At 54.7% G+C, this 22,937-nt stretch carries 26 protein-coding genes; 19 read left to right on the top strand and 7 right to left on the bottom strand.

The genetic code is table 11. From position 1 onward, the window contains the following. Positions 1-314: 314 nt before the first annotated feature. A complete protein-coding gene (gene serB / locus QN359_RS04725) occupies positions 315-1,172 on the bottom strand; it encodes a phosphoserine phosphatase SerB (protein ID WP_322248519.1) in 858 nt (285 codons plus the stop codon). After that, positions 1,169-4,603, bottom strand: a complete 3,435-nt coding sequence (mfd, locus tag QN359_RS04730) for a transcription-repair coupling factor (RefSeq protein ID WP_322248518.1) — start codon at positions 4,601-4,603, stop codon at positions 1,169-1,171. Before mfd ends, serB begins: the two co-directional genes overlap by 4 nt. A 133-nt stretch (positions 4,604-4,736) precedes the next feature. Here mfd and ispD point away from each other — a divergent pair, with 133 nt between their 5' ends. Genes ispD through QN359_RS04745 form a run of 3 tightly spaced genes read left to right on the top strand, consistent with a single transcriptional unit; the run spans position 4,737 to position 6,257 of the window. Beyond that, positions 4,737-5,453: a 2-C-methyl-D-erythritol 4-phosphate cytidylyltransferase gene (gene ispD / locus QN359_RS04735; RefSeq protein ID WP_322248517.1), complete on the top strand. Its 717-nt coding sequence runs from the start codon at positions 4,737-4,739 to the stop codon at positions 5,451-5,453. Continuing rightward, positions 5,443-5,943, top strand: a complete 501-nt coding sequence (gene ispF / locus QN359_RS04740) for a 2-C-methyl-D-erythritol 2,4-cyclodiphosphate synthase (RefSeq protein WP_322248516.1) — start codon at positions 5,443-5,445, stop codon at positions 5,941-5,943. Before ispD ends, ispF begins: the two co-directional genes overlap by 11 nt. Positions 5,944-5,984: 41 nt before the next feature. Further along, positions 5,985-6,257, top strand: coding sequence for a DUF4404 family protein (locus tag QN359_RS04745; RefSeq protein WP_322248515.1), 273 nt, complete (start codon positions 5,985-5,987; stop codon positions 6,255-6,257). A 6-nt stretch (positions 6,258-6,263) separates the two neighbouring features. Here QN359_RS04745 and QN359_RS04750 read toward each other — a convergent pair whose 3' ends face one another. Next, entirely contained in the window at positions 6,264-6,839 is a 576-nt protein-coding gene (locus tag QN359_RS04750; protein ID WP_322248514.1) for an SAM-dependent methyltransferase, read from the bottom strand. Positions 6,840-7,052: 213 nt separating this feature from the next. On the opposite strand from QN359_RS04750, the gene QN359_RS04755 reads away from it, so the two are divergent. The 5 genes from QN359_RS04755 (at position 7,053) to QN359_RS04775 (ending at position 10,558) form a co-directional block, all read left to right on the top strand. Then, the gene (locus tag QN359_RS04755) at positions 7,053-7,532 is read left to right on the top strand and encodes a peptidylprolyl isomerase (protein ID WP_322248513.1); all 480 of its coding nucleotides are present in this window, start codon (positions 7,053-7,055) and stop codon (positions 7,530-7,532) included. 72 nt (positions 7,533-7,604) lie between these two features. After that, entirely contained in the window at positions 7,605-7,883 is a 279-nt protein-coding gene (locus tag QN359_RS04760; protein WP_322248512.1) for a DnaJ domain-containing protein, read from the top strand. After that, the gene (locus QN359_RS04765) at positions 7,880-8,476 is read left to right on the top strand and encodes a hypothetical protein (protein ID WP_322248511.1); all 597 of its coding nucleotides are present in this window, start codon (positions 7,880-7,882) and stop codon (positions 8,474-8,476) included. The genes QN359_RS04760 and QN359_RS04765 overlap by 4 nt, the downstream gene beginning before the upstream one ends. A gap of 9 nt (positions 8,477-8,485) precedes the next feature. After that, the gene (locus QN359_RS04770) at positions 8,486-9,250 is read left to right on the top strand and encodes a hypothetical protein (protein ID WP_322248510.1); all 765 of its coding nucleotides are present in this window, start codon (positions 8,486-8,488) and stop codon (positions 9,248-9,250) included. 87 nt (positions 9,251-9,337) lie between these two features. Beyond that, positions 9,338-10,558, top strand: a complete 1,221-nt coding sequence (locus QN359_RS04775) for a hypothetical protein (protein WP_322248509.1) — start codon at positions 9,338-9,340, stop codon at positions 10,556-10,558. A gap of 54 nt (positions 10,559-10,612) precedes the next feature. Here QN359_RS04775 and QN359_RS04780 read toward each other — a convergent pair whose 3' ends face one another. From QN359_RS04780 to QN359_RS04795, 4 genes are all read right to left on the bottom strand, one after another. Further along, complete coding sequence (locus tag QN359_RS04780) at positions 10,613-11,491, bottom strand: PhzF family phenazine biosynthesis protein (protein WP_322248508.1); 879 nt, start codon at positions 11,489-11,491, stop codon at positions 10,613-10,615. 103 nt (positions 11,492-11,594) lie between these two features. Beyond that, complete coding sequence (locus QN359_RS04785) at positions 11,595-12,755, bottom strand: iron-containing alcohol dehydrogenase (protein ID WP_322248507.1); 1,161 nt, start codon at positions 12,753-12,755, stop codon at positions 11,595-11,597. 66 nt (positions 12,756-12,821) lie between these two features. After that, entirely contained in the window at positions 12,822-13,574 is a 753-nt protein-coding gene (locus QN359_RS04790; protein ID WP_322248506.1) for an SAM-dependent methyltransferase, read from the bottom strand. Between the two features lie 12 nt (positions 13,575-13,586). Further along, positions 13,587-14,216 (bottom strand): Maf-like protein, encoded by a 630-nt coding sequence (locus QN359_RS04795; RefSeq protein WP_322248505.1) that lies wholly within the window; start codon positions 14,214-14,216, stop codon positions 13,587-13,589. 125 nt (positions 14,217-14,341) lie between these two features. Here QN359_RS04795 and QN359_RS04800 point away from each other — a divergent pair, with 125 nt between their 5' ends. The 11 genes from QN359_RS04800 (at position 14,342) to QN359_RS04850 (ending at position 22,934) form a co-directional block, all read left to right on the top strand. Then, positions 14,342-14,869: a YceD family protein gene (locus QN359_RS04800; RefSeq protein WP_322248504.1), complete on the top strand. Its 528-nt coding sequence runs from the start codon at positions 14,342-14,344 to the stop codon at positions 14,867-14,869. A gap of 120 nt (positions 14,870-14,989) precedes the next feature. Further along, complete coding sequence (gene rpmF / locus QN359_RS04805; RefSeq protein WP_322248503.1) at positions 14,990-15,172, top strand: 50S ribosomal protein L32; 183 nt, start codon at positions 14,990-14,992, stop codon at positions 15,170-15,172. 257 nt (positions 15,173-15,429) lie between these two features. Further along, positions 15,430-16,500: a phosphate acyltransferase PlsX gene (gene plsX / locus QN359_RS04810; RefSeq protein ID WP_322248502.1), complete on the top strand. Its 1,071-nt coding sequence runs from the start codon at positions 15,430-15,432 to the stop codon at positions 16,498-16,500. Continuing rightward, a complete protein-coding gene (locus QN359_RS04815; protein ID WP_322248501.1) occupies positions 16,497-17,483 on the top strand; it encodes a beta-ketoacyl-ACP synthase III in 987 nt (328 codons plus the stop codon). The genes plsX and QN359_RS04815 overlap by 4 nt, the downstream gene beginning before the upstream one ends. An 84-nt stretch (positions 17,484-17,567) precedes the next feature. Next, positions 17,568-18,500: an ACP S-malonyltransferase gene (fabD, locus tag QN359_RS04820; protein WP_322248500.1), complete on the top strand. Its 933-nt coding sequence runs from the start codon at positions 17,568-17,570 to the stop codon at positions 18,498-18,500. Next, positions 18,497-19,249 carry a 3-oxoacyl-ACP reductase FabG gene (fabG, locus tag QN359_RS04825; RefSeq protein ID WP_322248499.1) on the top strand — a complete coding sequence of 251 codons (753 nt, stop codon included), beginning with the start codon at positions 18,497-18,499 and terminating at the stop codon, positions 19,247-19,249. The genes fabD and fabG overlap by 4 nt, the downstream gene beginning before the upstream one ends. A 150-nt stretch (positions 19,250-19,399) precedes the next feature. Then, entirely contained in the window at positions 19,400-19,639 is a 240-nt protein-coding gene (acpP, locus tag QN359_RS04830) for an acyl carrier protein (RefSeq protein ID WP_322248498.1), read from the top strand. 35 nt (positions 19,640-19,674) lie between these two features. After that, entirely contained in the window at positions 19,675-20,916 is a 1,242-nt protein-coding gene (fabF, locus tag QN359_RS04835) for a beta-ketoacyl-ACP synthase II (protein ID WP_322248497.1), read from the top strand. An 87-nt stretch (positions 20,917-21,003) separates the two neighbouring features. Further along, entirely contained in the window at positions 21,004-21,474 is a 471-nt protein-coding gene (locus tag QN359_RS04840) for a hypothetical protein (protein WP_322248496.1), read from the top strand. A 176-nt stretch (positions 21,475-21,650) separates the two neighbouring features. After that, positions 21,651-22,253, top strand: coding sequence for an RNA polymerase sigma factor RpoE (gene rpoE / locus QN359_RS04845; RefSeq protein WP_322248495.1), 603 nt, complete (start codon positions 21,651-21,653; stop codon positions 22,251-22,253). A 24-nt stretch (positions 22,254-22,277) separates the two neighbouring features. After that, positions 22,278-22,934, top strand: coding sequence for a sigma-E factor negative regulatory protein (locus tag QN359_RS04850; RefSeq protein WP_322248494.1), 657 nt, complete (start codon positions 22,278-22,280; stop codon positions 22,932-22,934). Positions 22,935-22,937: the final 3 nt, after the last annotated feature.

Genomic DNA, 22,937 nt, shown 5'->3' on the forward strand with positions numbered 1-22,937 from the left:
TCTGCTGCTTGCAGAGCTTGGAACTGAGGAAGCATTCCAAGCTGCGTCTTGTACTTCGTTGCAACGTAGCGCGATGCTTTGCGCTCAGTCTGGTCAAACGAGCTTTTTCAAGCTCCGGCCTTGAGGCCGGGGTAATTGACGGCAGGCGTCCTGGTTAATGTGTGCACGCAATAGCTGGTCTGATGCTGCGGTGTCGCACTTCTCTTTCGCGCGCTGTGGCATTCAGTCTCACACAGATTGTGGACTGCTCGAAGTAAAAATAACATTCAAAAAATAACCGCGGTCATCATTGCCGAGCTTGCCGACGCTGTAGATTACTGCAAATTAAGCAAGCCATCGAGGCCGACGAAATTGAACGCCAGATCGGCCCGGGCGCGCACCACCGGTTTGGCGCGGAAGGCCAGTGACAAACCGGCGATGCCCATCATCTGCAAATCATTGGCCCCGTCGCCCATGACGATGGCAGCGCTGCTCGGCACCCCAAGTTCAGCACAGATGCGCGCCACGGTCGCCTGTTTTTCTTGGGCGTCGACGATACTGCCGATGACGCGGCCGGTCAGCTTGCCATCGGCAATTTCGAGCACATTGGCGTGCGTGAAATCGAGCCCCAGGCGCGCTTGTATGCGTTCGGTAAAGAAGGTGAAGCCTCCCGATACCAGTAAAGTTTTCAAGCCGGCTTGGCGCGCCGCGGCGAGCAGGGTTTCGGCGCCAAGCGAGAGCTGCAGACGTTCATCGTAGACACGTTGCAGGGCCGTGGCATCGAGACCTTTGAGCAGGGCGACGCGACGGATCAAACTTTCTTGAAACTCCAATTCGCCACGCATGGCGGCTTCGGTAATTTCTGCCACTTGCGGCTTCAAGCCCTGCATGTCGGCGATTTCATCGATGCACTCTATCGTGATGAGGGTGGAATCCATGTCCATGGCCAGCAGTTTGAACTCGCTCAGTACCAGCGGCTGCTGCAATACACTCAGATCGACCGCCGCCGCATGGCAGCGTTGCTCGATGTCGGCGCGCAGTGCTGCAGTCAGTTGCACGCCATGCAGACGCATCGCGTAGTCATTGAGTACTTCGCAGCGGCTCGCGGCGCACTCAGTGGCAATGGCCGCTGTCAGTGCGCTGTAGTTGCGGTGCGGCTGTAAGGATTGCAGAGTCAGTTGGCTGGTAGTCATGAATGTAAAGCTTTAAGGGTGAGTTTGAGTTGCGCGACGCGGCTGGCCAGATCGGGCATGTTGGCGGTGATGCGCAATTTATCCTGGCCGTTGAGTCGAATATGTTTATTTTTTTGTACCAGCTCGATGATGCGCATCGCATCAATCGGTGGTTGTGCTTCAAATTGCAGCGTCGCGGCCTCGCCATGGGCATCGATTTTCAGGATGCCCAAGGGTTTCGCGGCCACGCGCAGTCGGTGCGTTTCCAGTAAGGCCTTGACTTGCTCCGGTAATTTGCCGAAGCGGTCGATCATCTCTTCTTGCATGTCATCGATGGCGGCGGCTTTGCTGCAGTTAGCCAGACGCTTATAGATCGATAAGCGTTCATGGACGTCACCGCAAAAGTCGTTCGGCAGCAGTGCTGGAATATGCAAATTAATTTCAGTGGTGCTGGCCAGCGGCGCGGCGAGATCGGGTTCTTTGCCATTTTTCAGGCACCGCACCGCTTCGCTGAGCATGTCGGAATACATTTGAAAGCCAATTTCATGCATTTCCCCCGATTGATTGTCGCCCAAGACTTCACCGGCACCGCGGATTTCCAAGTCATGCATGGCGAGGTAAAAGCCGCTGCCGAGTTCTTCCATTTGTTGAATCGCTTCGAGTCGACGACCGGCTTGTTTGGTCAAACTTTGCACATCGTGAACCAACAAGTAGGCATAGGCCTGATGATGCGAACGACCGACGCGGCCGCGCAGTTGGTGTAACTGTGCAAGACCGAACTTATCGGCGCGGTGCATGATGATGGTATTCGCGGTAGGGACGTCGATACCGGTTTCGATGATGGTGGTGCAGAGTAAAATATTATGACGCTGGGCGACGAAGTCACGCATGACTTTTTCCAGATCACGCTCATGCATCTGACCATGTGCGACCACCACGCGCGCTTCCGGCAGCAAGGCTTCCAGCATGGCTTTGCGGTTTTGTATAGTCTCGACTTCATTGTGCAAGAAATACACTTGGCCGCCGCGTTTGAGTTCGCGCAGACAGGCTTCACGAATGACCGAGTTGTCTTCGCTGCGCACGAAGGTTTTAATGGCCAAGCGTTTCTGCGGTGCCGTGGCGATGATGGAAAAATCGCGCAAGCCTTCCAGCGCCATGCCCAGCGTGCGCGGAATCGGCGTGGCGGTGAGCGTCAGGACATCGACTTCGGCACGCAAAGACTTGAGCGCTTCCTTCTGACGCACGCCGAAACGGTGTTCTTCATCGATGATGACTAAGCCTAGACGCGAAAATTTGACGTCGGCCGACAGCAATTTATGCGTGCCGATGACGATGTCGACGGTGCCGTCGCCCATGCCCTTGATGGCCAGATTGATTTCCTTACCGCTGCGGAAACGTGATAACTCGGCGATTTTGACCGGCCAATTGGCAAAGCGATCGGCAAAAGTTTGCGCATGCTGCTCGGCCAGCAGCGTGGTCGGGGCCAGAATCGCTACCTGTTTGCCGCCCATGACGGCGACGAAGGCGGCGCGCAGCGCCACTTCGGTCTTGCCGAAACCGACGTCGCCGCAGATCAGCCTATCCATAGGCTTACCAGACACCATGTCATCGATGACGGCGCGAATCGCAGCAGCTTGATCGGGCGTTTCTTCGAAGCCGAAACTATCGGCAAAGGCTTGGTAATCTTTGACTGAATAATCGAAGGCATGCCCAAGGCGCGCCGCGCGCCGGGCATAGAGATTGAGCAGTTCGGCGGCGGTATCGCGAATTTGTTGCGCCGCCTTGCGCTTGGCTTTTTCCCACTGACCGGAACCGAGACTGTGCAAGGGCGCGTCTTCCGGGGCGGCACCGGAATAGCGCGATATGACGTGCAATTGCGCTACCGGTACGTAGAGTTTGGTATCTTTGGCATATTCCAGATACAGGAATTCGGTATCGCCTTCACCCAGATCCATGCTGATCAAACCCATGTAACGGCCGATACCGTGGTTGCTGTGTACCACCGGGTCGCCGATCTTGAGTTCCGACAGGTCGCGCACCATATGCTCGACTTCGGTGGGCGCTTCTTGTTTTTTACGGCCGATGCGCTTGCCGCTGCCGGCATACAATTCGGCTTCGGTAATGAAGATGCTGCTCTGGCCCAGTTGGAAGCCGCTGTGCAGTGGCGCGACGCCGAGCATGAGTTTGGCGTCGCCGGTGATGAAATCAGCATAGCCCTCGCACAGCGTGGGCTGGAGATTGAATTCATTGAAATACTGTTGCAGCGTTTCGCGGCGGCCCAGGGTTTCGGCACAGATCAGCACGCGCGCGGCATTCCCGAGCAGGAAGGCGCGTAAATTTGTCAGCGGATCATCGGCGCGGCGGTTGACGGCGATGTCCGGTAAAAATGCCGAGATCTCTGAGGCTGCTGCGCCTTTTTCTACTGCTGCGACGGCCCAGCGTGCACGGCCTTTGAGTGCCGTGAAAAAATCTTCATCGCGTAAGAACACGGTTTCCGGTGCCAAGACCGGACGTTCGCGGTCGGCTTTGAGAAATTGGTAGCGCGAACGGGTATCGGTCCAGAAGCGCGCAATCGCATCATCGACATTGCCGATCAGCGCAAAATGCGGTTCGGCCGGTAAATAATCGAACAAGCTGGCGGTGTCATCAAAAAACAGTGGCAAGTAATATTCGATGCCGGCCGAAGGAATGCCATTGCTGATGTCTTTGTAAATCGATGAGCGCGACGGGTCGCCCTCAAAACGCTCGCGCCAGCGACTGCGAAAGGCCGTGCGCGCCGCTTCATCCATCGGGAATTCGCGACCTGGCAGCAACCGCACTTCCGGTACCGGATACAGTGAGCGCTGGGTATCGGCGTCGAAAGTGCGGATCGATTCGATGGTGTCGCCGAACAGATCAAGCCGGTAAGGCAGTGGCGAACCCATGGGGAACAGATCGATCAAGCCACCGCGTACCGAATATTCACCGGGTGACATGACTTGATGGACGTGGCCGTAACCGGCTAAAGTCAGTTGGGTTTTCAGTTTGGCTTCGTCGAGCGTGTCACCTTTTTTGAAAAAGAAGGTGTAAGCGGCCAGAAACGCCGGTGGTGCCATGCGCAAGAGCGCGGTGGTGGCCGGTGCCAGCAAGACATCGCAATTACCGTTTTGAATTTCATACAGACTGGCCAAACGTTCCGACACCAAATCCTGATGTGGAGAAAAAGCATCGTAGGGCAGGGTTTCCCAGTCCGGCAGCAAATGACAGCGCAATTCAGCATTGAACCACGGTATTTCTGCCAGTAAACGCTGGGCGTCGCCTGGGTTGGCGACGAACACCGTGAGCATGCGCTGCTGGGCTTTCAATGCTGCCGCCGCTGTCGCTAAAGCGTAGGCGTCGGCAGAGCCGTGCAGCAGGGGAAGGGCCAAGCGTTGGCCTGGTTTGGCGAGAGATTGATTGAAATCGTATGACATTGCGTCTGAAAATGGGGTCCGGTGACAGTGGCGAGGTGCGTAACAGGCTCAGCAAGGCAATACGCGGTTAAAATGATGGTCTCATTATAAACGAAGGGGCTGTTGGCGTTGCGCCAGCCTTGATAACTGATTCATGACACCAGCTTTGCCCTCAGCGGCCCGCTATATCGCCCTCATTCCAGCCGCCGGCGTCGGTGCTCGGATGGCTGCGGCATGCCCCAAGCAATACCTCGATATCGCCGGTCAAAGCATGTTGCAGCATACGGTCAATGCCTTCTTGGCCAGTCCGGAGATCAGCCATACCTATGTCGTGGTCAGTCCCGGCGATGCGTATGTTGACACGCAGTTGGCCCCCGCCGAACACTTGACGTTGCTGCGCTGTGGCGGGGCCACGCGCCGCGATACCGTCAGTAACGGCCTCGCGGCCATCCAGGCGGCCGCTGCCGATTGGATACTCGTGCACGATGCCGCCCGCCCCGGTGTGCACCGTGGCTTATTGAAAAAATTAATCGACGCCGTCGGTAATCATGCCGTCGGCGGTTTGCTGGCTTTGCCGGTGGTCGATACCGTCAAGCGCGTGCGCGACGGCCGGGTCGAAACGATTGCGCGCGACGGCTTGTGGCTGGCGCAAACGCCGCAGATGTTCCGTTGCGCTTTGTTGCAGCAAGCGCTGGCGCAGGTCGAACAGGTCACCGACGAAGCCAGTGCGCTCGAAGCGGCCGGCTATACGCCGCTGCTGATTGCAGGGCATGCCTGCAATCTGAAGGTGACGGTGCCGAGCGATTTGCTGCTGGCGACAGAATATTTGAAATTACACCGTGAAAACGAAGGAATGTTTGATGAAAAATAAGATGCTGCCGTTTCGTATAGGGCAAGGTTACGATTGCCACGCTTTGGTTGGCGGACGCCGCCTGATTATCGGCGGGGTGGATATTCCACATAGCACCGGTTTGCTCGGGCACTCCGATGCCGATGTGCTGTTACATGCGATTACCGATGCGATTTTCGGCTCGGCCGGTCTCGGTGATATCGGTCGTCATTTTCCTGATACCGATGCAAATTTTGCCGGGGCCGATTCACGCGTTTTGCTGCGCGCAGCAGTGCAGCGTTTGCATGCGGCCGGTTATGTGATCGGTAATCTCGACGCCACCATCATTGCCCAGGCGCCGAAAATGGCCCCGCATATTCCGACCATGGTGGCCAAGATTGCAGCCGATTTGCAAGTTGAGCCGGAACAGGTCAATATCAAGGCTAAGACCAATGAAAAGCTCGGCTATCTCGGGCGCGAAGAGGGCATTGCTGCCGAGGCGGTCGTGTTGGTGTTGCGCGCCACCGAGTGAGGCGTGACGAATTGGATGATCAACGGTAATCGGAGAAAAAAATGGAACGAGAAAGCTTAAAACAATTACTGAGCCAATTGCATGCAGAATTGGCCGATGGGGCGGCGGTTGACGGTGAACTCCAAGCTTTGCTGGTCAAGCTCAATAAAGACATTGTCGACGTGATCAATGCCACGCGCATTCCCGATGATCCGGTGTATTCGGCCTTGAGCGAACGTTCGATCGCCTTGTCGGCGCAATTCGCCGCCGAGCATCCTAAGTTGGAGCCGGCCTTGCGCGAGTTGGCGGCGATGCTGGCGAAAATTGGCGTCTGAAGAGGCTCAATCGAACTGAAATTCCACCGGCGGTTCGTCACCGGCCAGTGCGCCTGAATTGACTGGCAAGCCTTCGCCGGCGCGTACCAGCGGGTCGGCGTGTTCATACACATTCGGGCAGCCGGTGGCAGCGATCAGGGCTTTGACGATGCTGACTTTCCAGGCGTCGACGGCGGCTGACTGAAATTGACAAACCAAATAACCGGGGGTGCTGCCGTAATGATCGACCAGTAAGCCGGGCAAGTGGTCGGCTTCGGCATGGATCAAACGTTGCGCTGCCAAGGCGCCGCTTTTCGGTGCGCGCGGTTTGGCCAAGGCGGCTTGGACACGGCGCTTGATCATGGCATGGTCGATCGCTTCCTTTTCATCGAGACTCCAGATGCGCGCGCGGATCTGCGATTTCGGGCTCCAGCCGGCACGTGCCAGGAATTGGCCTGAAGAAGAGCGCACCAGAGCGGTACCGCCCGGTTTGATTCTTTCTTCGAATTTACCATCGATGCGCGCGATCGCGGAGAGGTAAATCCACGGCTGTCCGGCCAGCACTGCCTTCTCTTTGCCTTGTTGAATAGTAATGATCAGCATTGCTGCTCCTGTCTGGGGTGGGGAGGAAGGCTGCGGAATATACGCTGTTTGCTCAAAACATGCTCGAAAATTTTTCATTTCAGTGCGGTTTTGAGCCGATATTGTGGCGCTCATGCTGCAGTTTCGGCGCGCTCTGTTACAATGCGGCTTCAGGCCAGCAGGCCCGATGTATCCCTGCGCCGCTCCTATGCTCATTACTTATCTTACATTGCCATGCAAATTACTCCTAATTCCGTTGTCAGCCTGAATTACTCTATGTTCAATGCCGAAGGCGCAATCATCGATCAGAACCACGAGCCTATCGTGTATCTGCATGGTGGTTACGATAACATTCTGCCAGCCGTCGAAGCTGCCTTGGATGGCAAGCAAGTTGGTGACAAAGTGTCGGTTACACTGACGCCGGAACAAGGCTTCGGTGAAATCGATCCGACTGCCGTGCGCGAAGAGGAAATCGGCGTGTTTCCACCCGATATCGAAGTCGGCATGATGTTTGAAACACGTGATCCGGAAACCGAAGAAACCATGCAGTTCCGGGTTATTTCCATCGACGCCGGCATCGTTACTGTCGACAGTAATCATCCGCTGGCCGGCATGACCATCCGTTTCGATGCTGAAGTGCTCGAAATTCGTGCGGCCAGTGATGAAGAAGTGGTACACGGCCACGTCCACGGCGAACACGGTCATCAGCACTAATTTTTTCCGGCGGCAGCACGCTGCTGTCGCCGGCTTTGCTGCATGGCATCGGCATGGCCGGAGAAAAAGCCCATGAAAGATCATTATTTAATTCTTGGCATTGCGCCCAATGCGACGCTGGCCGATATCAAAAAAGCGTTTCGCATCAAGGCGGCTGAATTTCATCCCGACCGCAACGCTTCCGAGCTCGCCCCCGAGAAATTCCATGCCGTCCGTCAGGCCTACGAAGTGTTGTCGGATGATGCGGCGCGTGCTGCCTACGATGAAAACCGACGCCGCAACCTGCTCGATGACCCGTTGGCGACGGCGGGCGAAATTTGGCAGCATTATTTATCAGGAGTATTGCAGTGAAATTATCGCGTTTTTTTGAAGATTTGATGTCGGTGTACAACGCTGAAATCGAAGATCTCAAGACTGATTCCGAAGGCAAGAACGTTCTCAAGACCAGATTGCGCGAAAAAGGCGAGCAATTGCCTTTGTTGCTGCCGATGATGAGCACGAATCCGGAAATGCTGGCCTCGGCCTTCCATCTCGGTTTCATCTTCATGAACCCGCTGGCACTCGAGGCCCTGACTGCCAAAGAAGGCAATCAATTGCCGAGCTGGAAAAGCTTGGCGGCGGCGGTCAAGCTCGAACCTTGGGCCGAAAATTTGGCCACTGTCGTGCTCAAACATGTAGGTGGCGACCAATTCCTCGTCATCGCGGCGGCGCTGGAATATCTGCAACGCGGCCATCAGGCACGCAAACACAGTCCCACCAATACTCTGGAAGATGACGAAGATCAGGATGCCCATGATGCCGATGGCGAACTGAAAGAAAACGGCGACCTCGATGGGAATTACGGGCGTCATGGCCGCGACGATGGCGACGATGGTGATGACTACGATCTTGATGAAGCCGGGGCCGACTGGCTGGCTGAGCAAGGCTTTGACCGTAAAGAATAAGGACACGCGATGAGCTTGTTACCCGCATTAATTGAAGCACAAAGTCTGATTCAAGCCGGCGACATCGCCGCTGCCGAATCAGCGCTGGCGAATATCGCCGAAACCGAAGGCGATAAGGCCTTGGTGGCAGCACTCGATAGTTTTCCACCGAAAGATTTATTGGCGATCATCCGCGAATATGACGCCTCGAAAGAATCCTTGGTCAATCTGGTGGTAACACCGGAGCAGTTTGCCCAAGCCGTGGTGCTGGAGCGCCGTTACGGTGATCAAACCCACGAACAATTGCGTGGCATGGTCAATTCCGTGATCTTCCGCGATGGTGCTGATCCGGCTGAATTTCTGTATGAAATCGCCGAAGTTGAAGGCGGCTACGATGCCTTGGTTGATTATCTGCTCGATCGCACGCAAATGGTCGAGCACTTCTATCGCTATGCTACCTTTGACCTCTACGAGTACGGCGATGGTGCCAAGACCGAGGCCTTGGAAGACGATTTGATGACGATCGGTCGTGATCGTAACGAGGAAAGCGGCCCGCCTTCGGATATGGCGAATCTGGAAGACCGCGACTGGATGCAGGTTACGTATATCCTGCGTTACGAATTGCCGGAAATTTTCCGCGAAGTGTTAATGAAGCTGCGCGCGCGCTATCAAGCTTATCTGGCTAATTTACAGCAGGATGAGCTTGAGAGCTTGGTCGCTGAGCCGGAAGAAGATGAGCGTCCGAAGAATAATGACGATGGTGACGACAAGGATGATGAGGAATCAGCGCTGTAAGCTGCCGCACTTGTGCCACATTGTGTTTGATCATGCCGGGTGCGTACTGCTTTGCCCGGCATTTTTTTTGAGATTTGTAAAGCGACTATGGCCGACACTACTTACGACCTTGCACTCAGTGATCAACGGCCGTTTTTCGAAACGGCCCTGCGCCACGGCGTGCGCCAAGCGATCATTCCCAGCAGTAAGCTGACCGCCATGCAGAGCGAAGCGCCCAAGGGCATCGTGCAAATTGCCACTGCCTTCGGCAGTCCGTATCTGCGGCCGGAAATTGAAGCAGCGCGTAAGCGCATCGTCAATCTGGCCAGCTTGTACCTGATCGAAACCAGTGGCGGCGAGCTCGATGTCGCGGCCAAACTGATCCGTGACAACACCTTCCTCACGCTTTCGCGCGGTGGTTCCGGCTTGCTGAAAGCTTTGTTTGCTTTACCTGAATATGCCTTGCTCGGGCGTGCAACCAAGGGGCCAGTCGAAGACTTTTTGGAAGTCTGGTCGCTGCGTGATAAACCGTTTGATTATCGTCAGGCGTTGAAACAGCGCCGTCTGAATGCGCTCGAAATCGAAGCCGGCTTCTGGTTCGGCGAATTTCTCGGGGCCACGCGCGAGCAATTGCGCGAAGAAGATGTCGAGGCTTCCTCGGTAGTGCGTTCCGGTTTGCTGCTGCTGATTTACGGTAATGATGAAACCCGGCTCGACAATCAAGTCGAATTCGCCACCCTGCTCGAAACCATCCGCAACTTGCCGGCCATCCGGCGCAAGCAGGCTTTGGCGACGGTGGATCTGAGTGATATTCCAGCCGCGTTTGCGGAGCTGGTCGCGAGCATGCTGGCAGAAATCAAGGCGCACGATTTACCCTTGTTACAAGATAAAAAAATTCCGCTCGACAAATTGGTGTTCGCCTTAAAAGATCAATACTACTTCGGCCATCACGATATCGATGATACCTCGGCGTATGATGCCTTAGTCTCGAAGGAGTGGACTCGCCTGACTAAGGGGCAGACCGATGTCGACTCGCTGATGACACTGTTTCTGTGCATCGCTGCTGGCGTTGCACCAAAAACCAGTATCAGCGAACGCGCTGCCAAAGCCTTGGTCAAGCAATTGCGCGAACAAGGCTTCGAGCCGGCGCGTACCAGTGCTTGGATCGCTGCGTCGGCACCACATGAAAAGCAAGAAGGCTTGCTGGAAGATTGGAATAACTTCATCGAGGAAGCGAATAATTATCTGCTCGATGATTGGGATGTCAATTACAGCGGTGCGATGCGCTTTTTGTCGCTGCATTGTCATTTGCTCAGAGCCGCAAAATAAGCCGGTAAGGAAGGCGCGTAGTGTATCTGCGCCTCCTATCCCTGAGCGCAAATTTCAGACCAACAAGCTGCCGTCTATGCAAGTCACGGCTTGGCCGCCGACGGTGATGCGCTCGCCAGTGATTTGCAAGCGTATCTGGCCGGCCCGGCCCAAGATCGCCCCTTGGCTGGCACGCAGTGCGCTGCCACCTGCTGGTACTTGGCCAGTGTGGCGCAGATACACGGCGACGCCGCCATTGCCGCTGCCGCAGACCGGATCTTCATTGACGCCGGCCGCCGGGGCAAATGCGCGCACTTCAAAATCGGCCGGACTGCCCTCTGGAGAGGCACCGAAAATCACGACACCGCTGCGCTGTGCGGCGCTGTCTTGGCGGCGCATGCGTTCAAAATCAGGGCGGCAAGCCAGCACACTGGCGGCATCCTGGCATTGCGCCACGATCCAGCGCGGGCCGATATCGATCAGCAGTGGTGGGCGTGCAGCCGCGCAGGCGATGCCGAGGGTGTCGCCGAGTTCCTGTATCTGGTCGGCGCTGAGCGTGCTGATCTGCGCCGGCGGCAAATCAAAGGCAATCCACGCCGGGCCGTCGGGCTGCAGGCTGATGCTTAGACGTATCAAGCCGGCGCTGCATTCTTGCACTAAGATGCCATTTTTAGCATGGATCAGACCGGCTTCGAGCAGTGCGTGGGCCGTGCCTATGGTCGGATGGCCGGCGAACGGCAACTCACTGTGCGGGGTAAAAATCCGCAGACGATAATCGGCGGCGGCATCACTGGCCGGTAATACGAAGGTGGTTTCGGAGAGATTGGTCCAGTTGGCGATTTGCTGCATTTGCGCATCAGAGAGGCCGCTCGCATCGAGTACCACGGCGACCGGATTGCCTTTGAAACGGGTTTGGGTGAAGACATCGACTTGCTTGTAGCGGTAACTGCGCATGCAAAAAACTCCTGATAAAAAAACGCGCCGAACTTCGGCGCGTTTCATCATACTTGGTTTTGCTTTGCGGCACCATCTGTCGCCGCGCTGTTGCAAACTCCTGTTACAAACTCAATTCCAGTACGGCGCGGCTGACTTCCAGTGTTACTTCGCGCTGCTCGCCGAGTGCGATCATGCGATGCTCGCTCAGTGCGGCCAACACGGCCGGTACATGGCTGGCATCGACGGAGTAATCGCGCAAACGGGTTTTGACGCCCATTTGTTCGAAGAAGTCTTGAGTTTTGGCAATGGCGGCATCGATGCGCGTGTCTTCGTCGCCGTCACGCAAATTCCAGACGCGTTCGGCATATTGCAGCAATTTCGCGCGTTTCGATAATTTACGCACGCGCATCATGCTTGGCAAAATAATGGCCAAGGTTTGCGCATGGTCGATGCCATGCAAGGCGGTTAATTCATGCCCAATCATATGGGTGGCCCAGTCTTGTGGCACGCCGGTAGCGATCAAGCCATTGAGGGCCATGGTGGCACACCACATCAGATTGGCGCGGACATCGTAGTCTTCCGGATTAATCAGTGCTTTCGGGCCTTCTTCGATCAGGGTTAGCAGCAAGCTCTCGGCGAAACGGTCTTGTACCGGCGAATTCACCGGGTAAGTCAGATACTGTTCCATCACGTGAACGAAAGCATCGACCGCACCATTGCCGACTTGACGCACAGGCAAGGTGTAGGTAGTCAGTGGATCGAGTACGGAAAATTTCGGAAAGCAGTGCGGGCTGGAAAAGGCCATCTTGGCTTTGATCGATTTGCGCGTCACCACGCCGCCGGAATTCATTTCCGAGCCAGTAGCCGGCAAGGTCAGGACGCTGCCGAATGGCAGGGCGCGCGTGATATTGCTGCCACGTTTTTCCAAAATCGCCCATGGCTCGGCGCCTTCGAACAGCGCTGCAGCGGCGATGAATTTGGTGCCATCGATGACGGAGCCGCCGCCAACTGCGAGCAAGAAATCGATATGACCCTTGCGGATGATTTCGACTGCCTGCATCAGCGTTTCATAGCTGGGATTCGGTTCGATACCAGTGAATTCGGTGACGCTGCGATTGCCGAGTGCAGCCATGACTTGTTCAAACACGCCATTTTTCTTAATGCTGCCACCACCGTACAAGAGCATGACCTTGGCATCGGCCGGGATTTGCTGATTCAAATCGGCAATGCGACCTTTGCCGAACAGGATATGGGTAGGATTGTAGAAATTAAAATTGAGCATGTGTAAGTTCTCCCTAAAGACCCATCTTAGCGCAATTTGGCAAAAGCGACCGGCCGTGCGTTTTTTTTAGTTGGCCAAGAACAAGAATACCGTCGGTTTTTTATGGAAATCCGGCGCTTGTTGCTTGCTCAAAGCTTGTTTCCACTCGGCGGCACTGCGGGTTTGTATCGATTCTGTGGCCAAGCTCAGATCGGTCGCGACGCAGAGCAAGGTGCTCGGGGCGCAGTGCGTGGCCAGGGCTTCGAGCATGGCGATGTTGCGATACGGGGTCTCGATCAATAATTGCGTCTGTTGTTCCTTGCGCGAGCGTTCTTCGAGTTCTTTGATGCGCTTGGCCCGCAGCGCCGCATCGGTAGGCAGGTAACCGTGAAACGCAAAGCTTTGGCCATTGAGGCCGCTGGCCATTAAGCCCAGCAGTAGCGAGGAGGGGCCGACCAGTGGGCGTACGCGAATGCCACGGGCATGCGCCAAACGCACCAAATTGGCACCAGGATCGGCCACCGCTGGTACGCCGGCTTCCGAGATGAGTCCGACATCATGGCCTTCGAGCAATGGTTGCAGCAAGCCTTGCAGGGCTTGGGCTGGCGTGTTGACATTGAGTTCGGCAATCGAAATTTCTTGCATGGGCAAACGCAAGGGGTGTTGTTGATGCAGAAATTTCAGATAAGCGCGCGTGGTTTTGGCATTTTCAGCAACAAAATGTCCGAGTTGGGACGACATCGCTTGCACGGTAGCGGGGATGATGCTCGCCAATATGTCTGCTGCTTGGGTATCGTTGTCGCCGAGTGTATTGGGTATGAGAAAGAGGGTGCCGGTCATGAGAAGAGGAAATTAATTGAAAAAGCGCACGCCTGCGGCGCGCAACATATCAGTCAGTGCAATCAGTGGCAAACCGGTCAGGGCGGTTGGATCATTGCTATCGATGCCAGCCAGAATGGCGATGCCCAAGCCCTCGTTTTTCGCACTGCCGGCGCAATCATAGGGTTGCTCCAAGCGCAAGTAAGCGTCGAGTTCAGCGTCGCTGAGATCGCGAAAGCGCACGCGCGTGAGCAAATCGGCACTCTGCAGCGCATATGGAGCGTCACTGCGGGTATCGAGCAGGCAGAGGGCAGTATGAAATTCGACTTCGCGGCCGCGCATGAATTGTAATTGCTTTAAGGCGTTTTCGTGATTGCCCGGTTTGCCTATCTGTATCCCGTCTAGGGTGGCAACTTGGTCGGAGCCAATGATTAACGCTGCGCTGTCATGGCCGAGCTGGGCTGCGATCGCTTCGGCTTTTTGGCGCGCTAAGCGCAGCGCGGTGTCGGTAGGGGTTTCGCCGGGCAAGGCGGTTTCGTCGAGCTCGGGCGCCATGCTGGTAAAGGGCAGTTGTAAGCGTGCCAGTAATTCACGTCTATAGGCGGAGCTCGAGGCGAGTATCAGGCGGGCATGGGGCTTGCTGGAGGGCTTACTTTGTGGCATATTTGAAAATTCGGCGCGAAATCGCGCAGCAGTATGGCCCGAGGGCTGAAAAAAAACGGCGTGGCCTTTGACTAACAAGGGCGAGTGCTGTTATTATCGCAGGTTTTCTGGGTTCAAATAATCCTATGCAAGCTTTTGTCATTGATGCGTTCACGTTTTGCCGGCTCGAAGAGCAGCGTTCGGGTAGTCTGCCGATAGCTGATCTGCCCCGTGTTGCGGTCGAAAGTGTTGGCGCAGAAGGCGCTGGCCTGACTTGGTCTTTGTCCGGTGGTAAGGATAAACTTGACCATGCCAAGTTGGTGTTAGCTGTCAATGGCAGTGTGCAGTTGATGTGTCAGCGCTGCTTGACGCCGTTTGCATTGGAAATTGATTCAGAATCCATATTGATACTCGCCAAAAACGAAGCCAGTGCCGATGAAATTGACGCATTGCTCGATGATGACGAGGTTGATGTAGTAGTAGGTAGCAAATCATTCGATGTCATTGCTTTGATAGAAGATGAGGTGTTACTCGCAATACCCCAATCGCCCAAACATGCAGTATGCCCGGATGTCTCGTTGGCTTTTGCAAATTCTACTGCAGGGCTTGACGCAGAAGGCGGTAAAAAAGCTTCACCGTTTGCCGTTCTGAAGAAAATAAACGGGCGTACCTAGTGGCATTATTCTGAAAAAACACTCAGGTCGAAGTATTGTTAGGGATTCTTGACTTGCGGTCAGTGTCGCAGTCAGGTGTGTAAATTTTTAGAAACATTTTTTGAAGTATTAGGAGTTATCATGGCAGTTCAGCAAAACAAAAAATCCCCATCCAAGCGCGGTATGCACCGTTCGCACGATTTCCTGACAGCACCACAGTTGGGTATCGAGCAAACTACTGGTGAAACACATCTGCGTCACCACATCAGCCCTAACGGCTTTTACCGTGGTCGTAAAGTATTGAAAACTAAGAACGACGAGTAATCTCGATTCTTGTTAAAAAAGCGGCGTGACGAGTCTTGTACTTGGCGCCGCTTTTTTTTATACGTTTTTTGCAGAGGGTGCGCAGTACGCGCATGCTCTGCCATTGCTTTTGAATCGATCACCAAAGCAGTCGCGATGTATTTCGAAGAAAGAGCGGTTTTTTTCAAGTAATCATTGCGTTTTGGCAATGAAATTGAATTAAATCAGCACACTGTTTGGTACACTAACTGTTTCGGATAGAAGTGTCGCAATACCACATGACAATAAAAATTTCCATAGACTGCATGGGCGGAGATCACGGGCCTGCAGTTGCCGTGGCGGCCGCTGTCGCCTTTGCCAAACGCGAACCCGATGTCGAATTTCTGTTGGTAGGTCTGACGGCTGTGATTGAAGCGGAATTGAAAAAAAATCACGCCTCTGCCCACACGCGCATGCACATCGTGCACGCCTCTGAGATGGTGGCGATGGATGATCCGATTGAAGTCGCTCTGCGGCGCAAGAAAGATTCATCGATGCGTGTGGCGATCAATCAGGTGAAAGATGGTCACGCGCAAGCTTGTGTATCGGCTGGCAATACCGGTGCCTTGATGGCGGTGTCGCGCTATGTGTTGAAAACCTTGCCTGGCGTCGACAGGCCAGCGATTTCCGGCATCTTGCCGAACCAAAAAAATCTCCCTACTTACATGCTCGATCTCGGTGCCAATGTCGATTGCGAACCGCTGCATTTGCACCAATTCGCCATCATGGGCTCGGCCTTGGTCTCGGCCTTGGAAGGCAAGGAACGGCCGACGATAGGCTTACTCAATGTCGGTGAAGAAGATATCAAGGGCAATGATGTCGTCAAAAAAACCGCGCAGTTGCTGCGGGCCGATCACGAGCGTGGCTTGATTAATTTTTACGGTAATGTTGAAGGCAACGATATTTTCAAGGGCACGACCGATATCGTCATCTGCGATGGCTTTGTCGGCAATGTTACCTTGAAGGCGGCCGAAGGCATGGGACGCTTTGTCAAAACGACTTTTACCGTAGCCTTCAAGCGTAGTCCCTTCACCATGCTCGGTGCGCTGATTGCCCGCTCGGCCTTGAAATCGATCTCGGCCACCATGAATCCTTCCAACTACAACGGCGGTTGCTTGCTCGGGCTGCGTGGTTTGGTCTTCAAAAGCCATGGTGGTGCGGACAAATACAGTTACGAATGGGCGATACAGCGCGCCTTTGATGCGGCCAAAAACGACTTGCTGGCCAGAATCTCCGCGTCGATGGCGAAATTGATGCCGGTCGCCGTACCGCTTGATAACCATGAACTTACAGTACAGAAGATCGCATGACTTTTTTCAGTAAAATTATCGGTACCGGCAGTTATCTGCCGCCAAACAAAGTCAGCAACCAACAACTGGCAGAACAACTCGCAGCAAACGGCGTGGAAACTTCCGATGAGTGGATCGTGTCGCGCAGCGGCATTTCCTTTCGTCATTATGCCGATGCCGATATGCGCTCCAGTGATTTGGCCGTGGCAGCCGCCCGGCAAGCATTGGATGCCGCACAGTTGCAAGGCAATGACATTGATTTGATCATCGTCGCGACCTCAACGCCAGATTTCCTCGGTGGTTTCCCCAGCACCGCCTGTGTGGTGCAAAATAAATTAGGCATCACCAACGGTGCGGCGGCGATGGATGTGCAGGCCGTCTGCAGTGGCTTTATGTATGCCATGGCGGTGGCTGACAGCATGATTAAATCCGGTGCCCACACCAATGTCTTGGTGATCGGCGCGGAAGTGTTTTCACGCATACTTAACTTTGAAGATCGCACCACCTGTGTGCTGTTCGGTGATGGTGCCGGTGCCGTGGTGATGTCGCGTTCCGACCAGCCCGGCGTATTGGCCACCAAGCTGCATGCCGACGGCAGTTACGCCCATATCTTGTGCGTGCCTGGCAATGTGAATAAAGGCATACTCGACGGCAGTGCGTATTTGTACATGGATGGCCCGGCGGTATTCAAGCTGGCCGTTTCGCTGTTGGAAAAGGTTGCCAATGAAGCCTTGGAAATCGCCGGTTTACAGGCACAAGATATCGATTGGATGATTCCGCATCAGGCGAATATCCGCATCATGCAAAGTACCGCGAAAAAAATGCGCATGGGCATGGATAAGGTGATTGTGACCGTCGATCAGCATGGCAATACTTCGGCCGCCTCGATTCCGCTGGCGCTCGATTGTGCGGTGCGTGATGGGCGCGTCAAGCCCGGACATAAAATATTGCTGGAAGGGGTAGGCGGCGGCTTCACTTGGGGTGCTGCCATCGTTGAGATGTAACAGTGTGCGCAGTATTGCGCGCTGCACTGAGAACGGCCGGGCAGGCTATGCTGCGGCCGCTTGTTAATAGACATAGATAAAAATATGAGCCAATTCGCATTTGTTTTTCCCGGTCAGGGTTCGCAAGCCATCGGCATGCTCAACGGTTTTGCCGGCAATGCCGTGGTCGATCAGACTGTGGCGGAAGCCTCGCAAGCATTAGGTTTTGATTTGGCCAAGTTGATCGCCGAAGGCCCGAAAGAGTCGCTCGACCTGACCACCAATACCCAGCCCGTGATGTTGACGGCCGCCGTCGCTTGTTATCGCGCCTGGCTGGCCGCTGGTGGTCCGCCACCGACGCTGGTGGCTGGGCATAGTCTCGGCGAATACTCGGCCTTGGTAGTGGCTGGCGTGATCGCCTTTGCCGATGCCGTGCCGCTGGTGCGTTTTCGCGCGCAAGCAATGCAAGATGCGGTACCGGTCGGGCAGGGCGGCATGGCGGCTATTCTGGGTTTGTCGGATCAAGATGTGCAAGCAGTTTGCCTGGCCGCGGCCCAGGGTGAGGTGGTTGAGGCGGTGAACTTCAATGCGCCAGCCCAAGTGGTGATTGCCGGGCATAAAGCCGCAGTAGAGCGCGCCTGTGAGTTGGCCAAAGCCAAGGGCGCCAAGCGCGCTCTGACTTTGCCGGTGTCGGCACCGTTTCACTCCAGTTTGCTCAAGCCGGCCTCGGATAAATTGCGTGCCTATTTGGCGACGCTGAGGTTTTTGCCGCCGACCATAGCGCTGATCAATAATGTCGATGTGGCGATCGAAACCGACCCTGTGGCGATCAAGGATGCGCTGGTACGTCAAGCGGCCAGTCCGGTGCGTTGGGTTGAGTCGGTGCAAAAAATGCAAGCCAGTGGTGTCACACATTTGATAGAATGCGGTCCGGGCAAGGTCTTGGCCGGCTTGACCAAACGTATCCATCCGGATCTGAGCGGTGAAGCCATGTACGATCAATTGACACTCGATAAAGTTTTGGGAATGGTAAAATGACGCAGAAATTAGCAAATCAAGTTGCCCTCGTGACCGGTGCCTCGCGCGGCATCGGCAAGGCGATTGCCATGGCACTGGCCGAGGCCGGTGCCAAGGTCATCGGTACGGCCACCAGCGCTGCCGGTGCACAAGCAATTTCCGATTATCTGGAAGCCGTGGCCCCTGGTTGCGGTAAGGGTGTGGCGCTGAATGTGACGGATGTGGCTGGTTGCGGTGCGCTGGTCGATGCCGTGCAAAAAGAATTTGGCAGTTTGTCTATTTTGGTGAATAACGCCGGTATCACGCAAGATCAGTTGGCCATGCGCATGAAGGAAGAGGAGTGGGATAGTGTCATTACTACTAACCTCAATGCGGTGGCGCGCCTGTCACGGGCAGTGTTGCGCGGCATGATGAAGGCCAAGCACGGACGCATTATCAATATCACCTCGGTGGTCGGTTCTTCCGGCAATCCGGGGCAAATGAATTATGCTGCCGCCAAGGCTGGGGTAGCCGGCATGAGTCGCGCCTTAGCGCGTGAAATCGGTAGCCGTAATATCACCGTCAACTGCATTGCACCGGGCTTCATCGATACCGATATGACGCGCGCCCTGACGGACGAACAAAAAACCGCAATTTTGCAGCAAATTCCTATGGGTAAGCTCGGTCGTCCGGAAGATATTGCCGCTGCGACCGTGTTTTTAGCCTCGCCCGATGCGGCATATATTACCGGAACCACGCTGCATGTGAATGGCGGTATGTACCTGGCCTAATTGGTTTTGTGGTAAATTGCCAGTCTTTTCTCTGGAATTAGCCGGAGTTGCGACTGGGAATTGAGAATATGTTCTTTTTGCCTGCAAACCTGCTAAAATGCGCGCACTTTCTGTAAGCCCTTATTTTTGATTTTTTCACTGGAGATACACATGTCCGATATCGAACAACGCGTTAAGAAAATTGTCGCTGAACAACTGGGTGTGGCTGAAGCTGACATCAAAATCGAATCCTCTTTCGTTGATGATCTGGGTGCGGATTCCCTCGATACAGTTGAATTGGTGATGGCCCTCGAAGACGAATTCGAAATGGAAATCCCTGATGAACAAGCAGAAAAAATTACGACAGTGCAACAAGCTGTTGACTACGCTACGGCGCACGTCAAGGCGTAATTCTTTACCCCGTTTTTCAAACCCAGGAGAAGCGCTTGAGTCGTACGCTTAAACGTCGTGTCGTAGTCACCGGACTCGGTTGTGTCTCACCAGTCGGCAACACTGTTGCCGCTGCATGGGAGGCGGTCAAAGCTGGTCAGTCTGGTATTGCTACTATTACTAAGTTTGATGCCACTCCGTTCACCACGCATTTTGCCGGTGAAGTGAAGGGTTTCAATGTCGAAGAGTACATGCCGGCAAAAGATGCTCGCAACATGGACAGCTTCATCCACTTCGGCATCGCTGCCGGGATGCAGGCTTTCCTTGATTGTGGCTTGCAGGTAACTGAAGAGAATGCTGAGCGTATCGGTGTCATCGTCGGTTCCGGCATCGGCGGCTTGCCGCTGATCGAAAACACCAAGGAAGTGCTGATTGAACGCGGTCCGCGTCGTATCAGCCCATTCTTTGTGCCGGCCTCGATCATCAATATGATTTCCGGTCATCTGTCGATCAAATACGGTCTCAAGGGACCGAATCTGGCGATCGTGACTGCGTGTACTACGGGCCTGCATTGCATCGGTTCGGCGTCACGGATGATTGAGTATGGCGATGCCGATGTGATGATTGCCGGTGGCGCAGAGTCGACCATTTCTCCTTTGGGGCTCGGTGGCTTTGCTTCTGCGCGGGCTTTGTCTTCGCGCAATGATGATCCGGCTACCGCTTCCCGACCGTGGGATAAGGACAGGGACGGGTTCGTACTCGGTGAAGGTGCCGGCGTGATGGTGCTGGAAGAGTATGAGCATGCCAAGGCACGCGGTGCACGTATCTATGCCGAGGTGATCGGTTTCGGCATGAGTGGCGATGCGTATCACATTACCTCGCCAAGTATGGATGGACCGCGCCGCAGTATGGTCAATGCGCTCAAAAATGCCGGTATCAATGGCGATCAGATTGATTACCTCAACGCGCACGGTACCTCGACGCCGTTGGGTGATAAAAATGAAACCGATGCGATCAAGGCAGCATTTGGTGCCGATGCTTACAAGCTGACCGTCAATTCCACCAAATCCATGACCGGGCATTTGCTCGGTGGTGCAGGCGGTTTGGAAGCCTTGTTCACGGTGCTGGCTTTGTATAATCAAATTTCGCCGCCGACGATCAACATCTTCAATCAAGATCCTGAATGCGATCTTGATTATTGCGCCAACATTGCGCGTGATATGAAGATTGATTACGCGATGAAAAATTCGTTTGGCTTCGGTGGAACGAATGGTACTTTGATTTTTGCTAAGGTCTGAGTTTTAGCAGCGCGCTAAACTGTCTGCAAAAAAGCACTTCGCTTCCCGCTGGGAACGAAGTGCTTTTTTTTGTTTGAGACAATGATCATGAGTATCGCACTGCAAATCCGTCTTGAGGCTTCGCGCCGCTTGCGCAACTGGCTGCTGTTGGCCTGTGCGCTGGCTTTAGTCAGTGTGCTGTTGTACTTGGCGCACTGCTACTCCGGGGCCTGCCACCGCTGGCCCAGTGCCGCCTGGCTGAGTCTGCTCGTGCCGGTGCTGGCTGGCGTGCAACTGCGGCGCTTTTGGCGCCGACAGACTCCGCTGGTGCTGTGTATTGATGCAAAAGGGCGAACATCGTTGTATTTTATATACAAAAATGGTGATTTCAGTCCGGCGGTGCCGGTCAGACTGGCGCCGCACAGCATTTTTTGGAATAGTTGTCTGGTCGTGCATTGGCTGCTGCCCGATGATACGCATCTGTGCCGCATTATTTTGCCGGACGCGCTGACAGCGGGCAGTTTTGCGCGTTTGCGTTTAAGTCTGTTATGGATACAGCGGCAGCATGAGCTTTGGTAATTGAAGAAAAGCGAGGAAAAGCGGGAACTTTTTTGACAACAGCGACTCTATGAAGCAGACAGTGGTGATGGTCGCGCTGCTAAGCCTAAGTTTTAAGCTATTTTGCACAGTTTTTGCAGCGACCGACATCCAAACACACAGAGCCGTTAAAGGTAGAAAAATACAGGGATGATTGAGTGACGACAGAGCGCGAGATAGACCATCTTTTGGTCGAGCGCGTGCAGCGTGGTGATAAAAAAGCATTTGAGCTTCTGGTTTCCAAATATCAAAGGAAACTGATGCGGCTCGTGTCTAGGCTCGTCTATGATCATGCCGAAGCGGAAGATGTTGTGCAAGAAGCCTTTATCAAAGCGTACCGGGCGCTACCTAATTTTCGCGGTGACGCGGCGTTTTACACTTGGCTCTATCGAATTGGCATCAATACCGCGAAAAACCACTTGGTCACGCAGGGGCGTAAAGCGCCGACCTCGACCGAGGCCGACGTCGAACTGGCCGAAACTTTTTCTGATGCCGACGGACTAAGAGATATCAACACGCCGGAATCACTGTTGGCCAGCAAGCAGATCGCCGCTACCGTCAATGCGGCCATGTCGGCTTTGCCGGAAGAATTGCGCAATGCGATTACGCTCAGAGAGATAGAAGGATTAACTTACGATGAAATTGCGCAGGTAATGGTATGCCCGATAGGCACTGTACGCAGTCGGATATTCCGCGCCCGTGAAGCCATCGCTGAGCGTTTGCGTCCTATACTCGGGACCAATCTCGATCAGCGCTGGTAAGCGGCGTGCACTAACAAATATGATTTGAACAGCGCTATCTTGGTAGGAAAAATGAAGAACGACACCTCAAAAAACGAAACTATTTCTGCCCTTGCCGATGGCGAGCTCGACGACGCTGCCATCGCTGCATTGCTGTTGCAGATGGATGAGACCGATGACCGCGCATCGTGGGACCACTGCCATTTGATCGCGGATGCCTTGCGATCGGACGACTTGGCCTTCGAGATGAGCAGTGATTTCAGTGCGCGCTTTGCTCAGCGTTTCGCCAGTGAACCGATATTGTTGATGCCGCATTTACATCAATCGGCAGAACTGCCACGCGCCGCCAAAGCCTCGTTTTTCCGTTCGTATATGGCCGTTGCCGGGGCCAGCGCAGCGGCCTTATTGGCCTTCGTACTGGTGCCGCAATTACTGCATCTCGGTAGTTCTCCCGAGCTGCAAGCCAGTCGCAGCGCCACCCCGACGACGCCAGTGCAACTGGCATCGGCCTCCTTGGTGGCGGCCGATACGATGCTGCTGCAAGCGCAAAACGAGGCGGCCCAGCAGAATGCCGAACGTGAAATGCTGCGCGACCCGCGTATCGACAGCTATCTGATCGCACATCAACGTTTTTCACCTGATATCAGCAATGGCGCGGCGTATGTGACGCATGTGCAGCTGCGTTCGGCGGCGGAGAAATAAGTA

It is taken from the genome of Undibacterium sp. 5I2, from assembly GCF_035019605.1.
Lineage (GTDB): Bacteria > Pseudomonadota > Gammaproteobacteria > Burkholderiales > Burkholderiaceae_D > Undibacterium.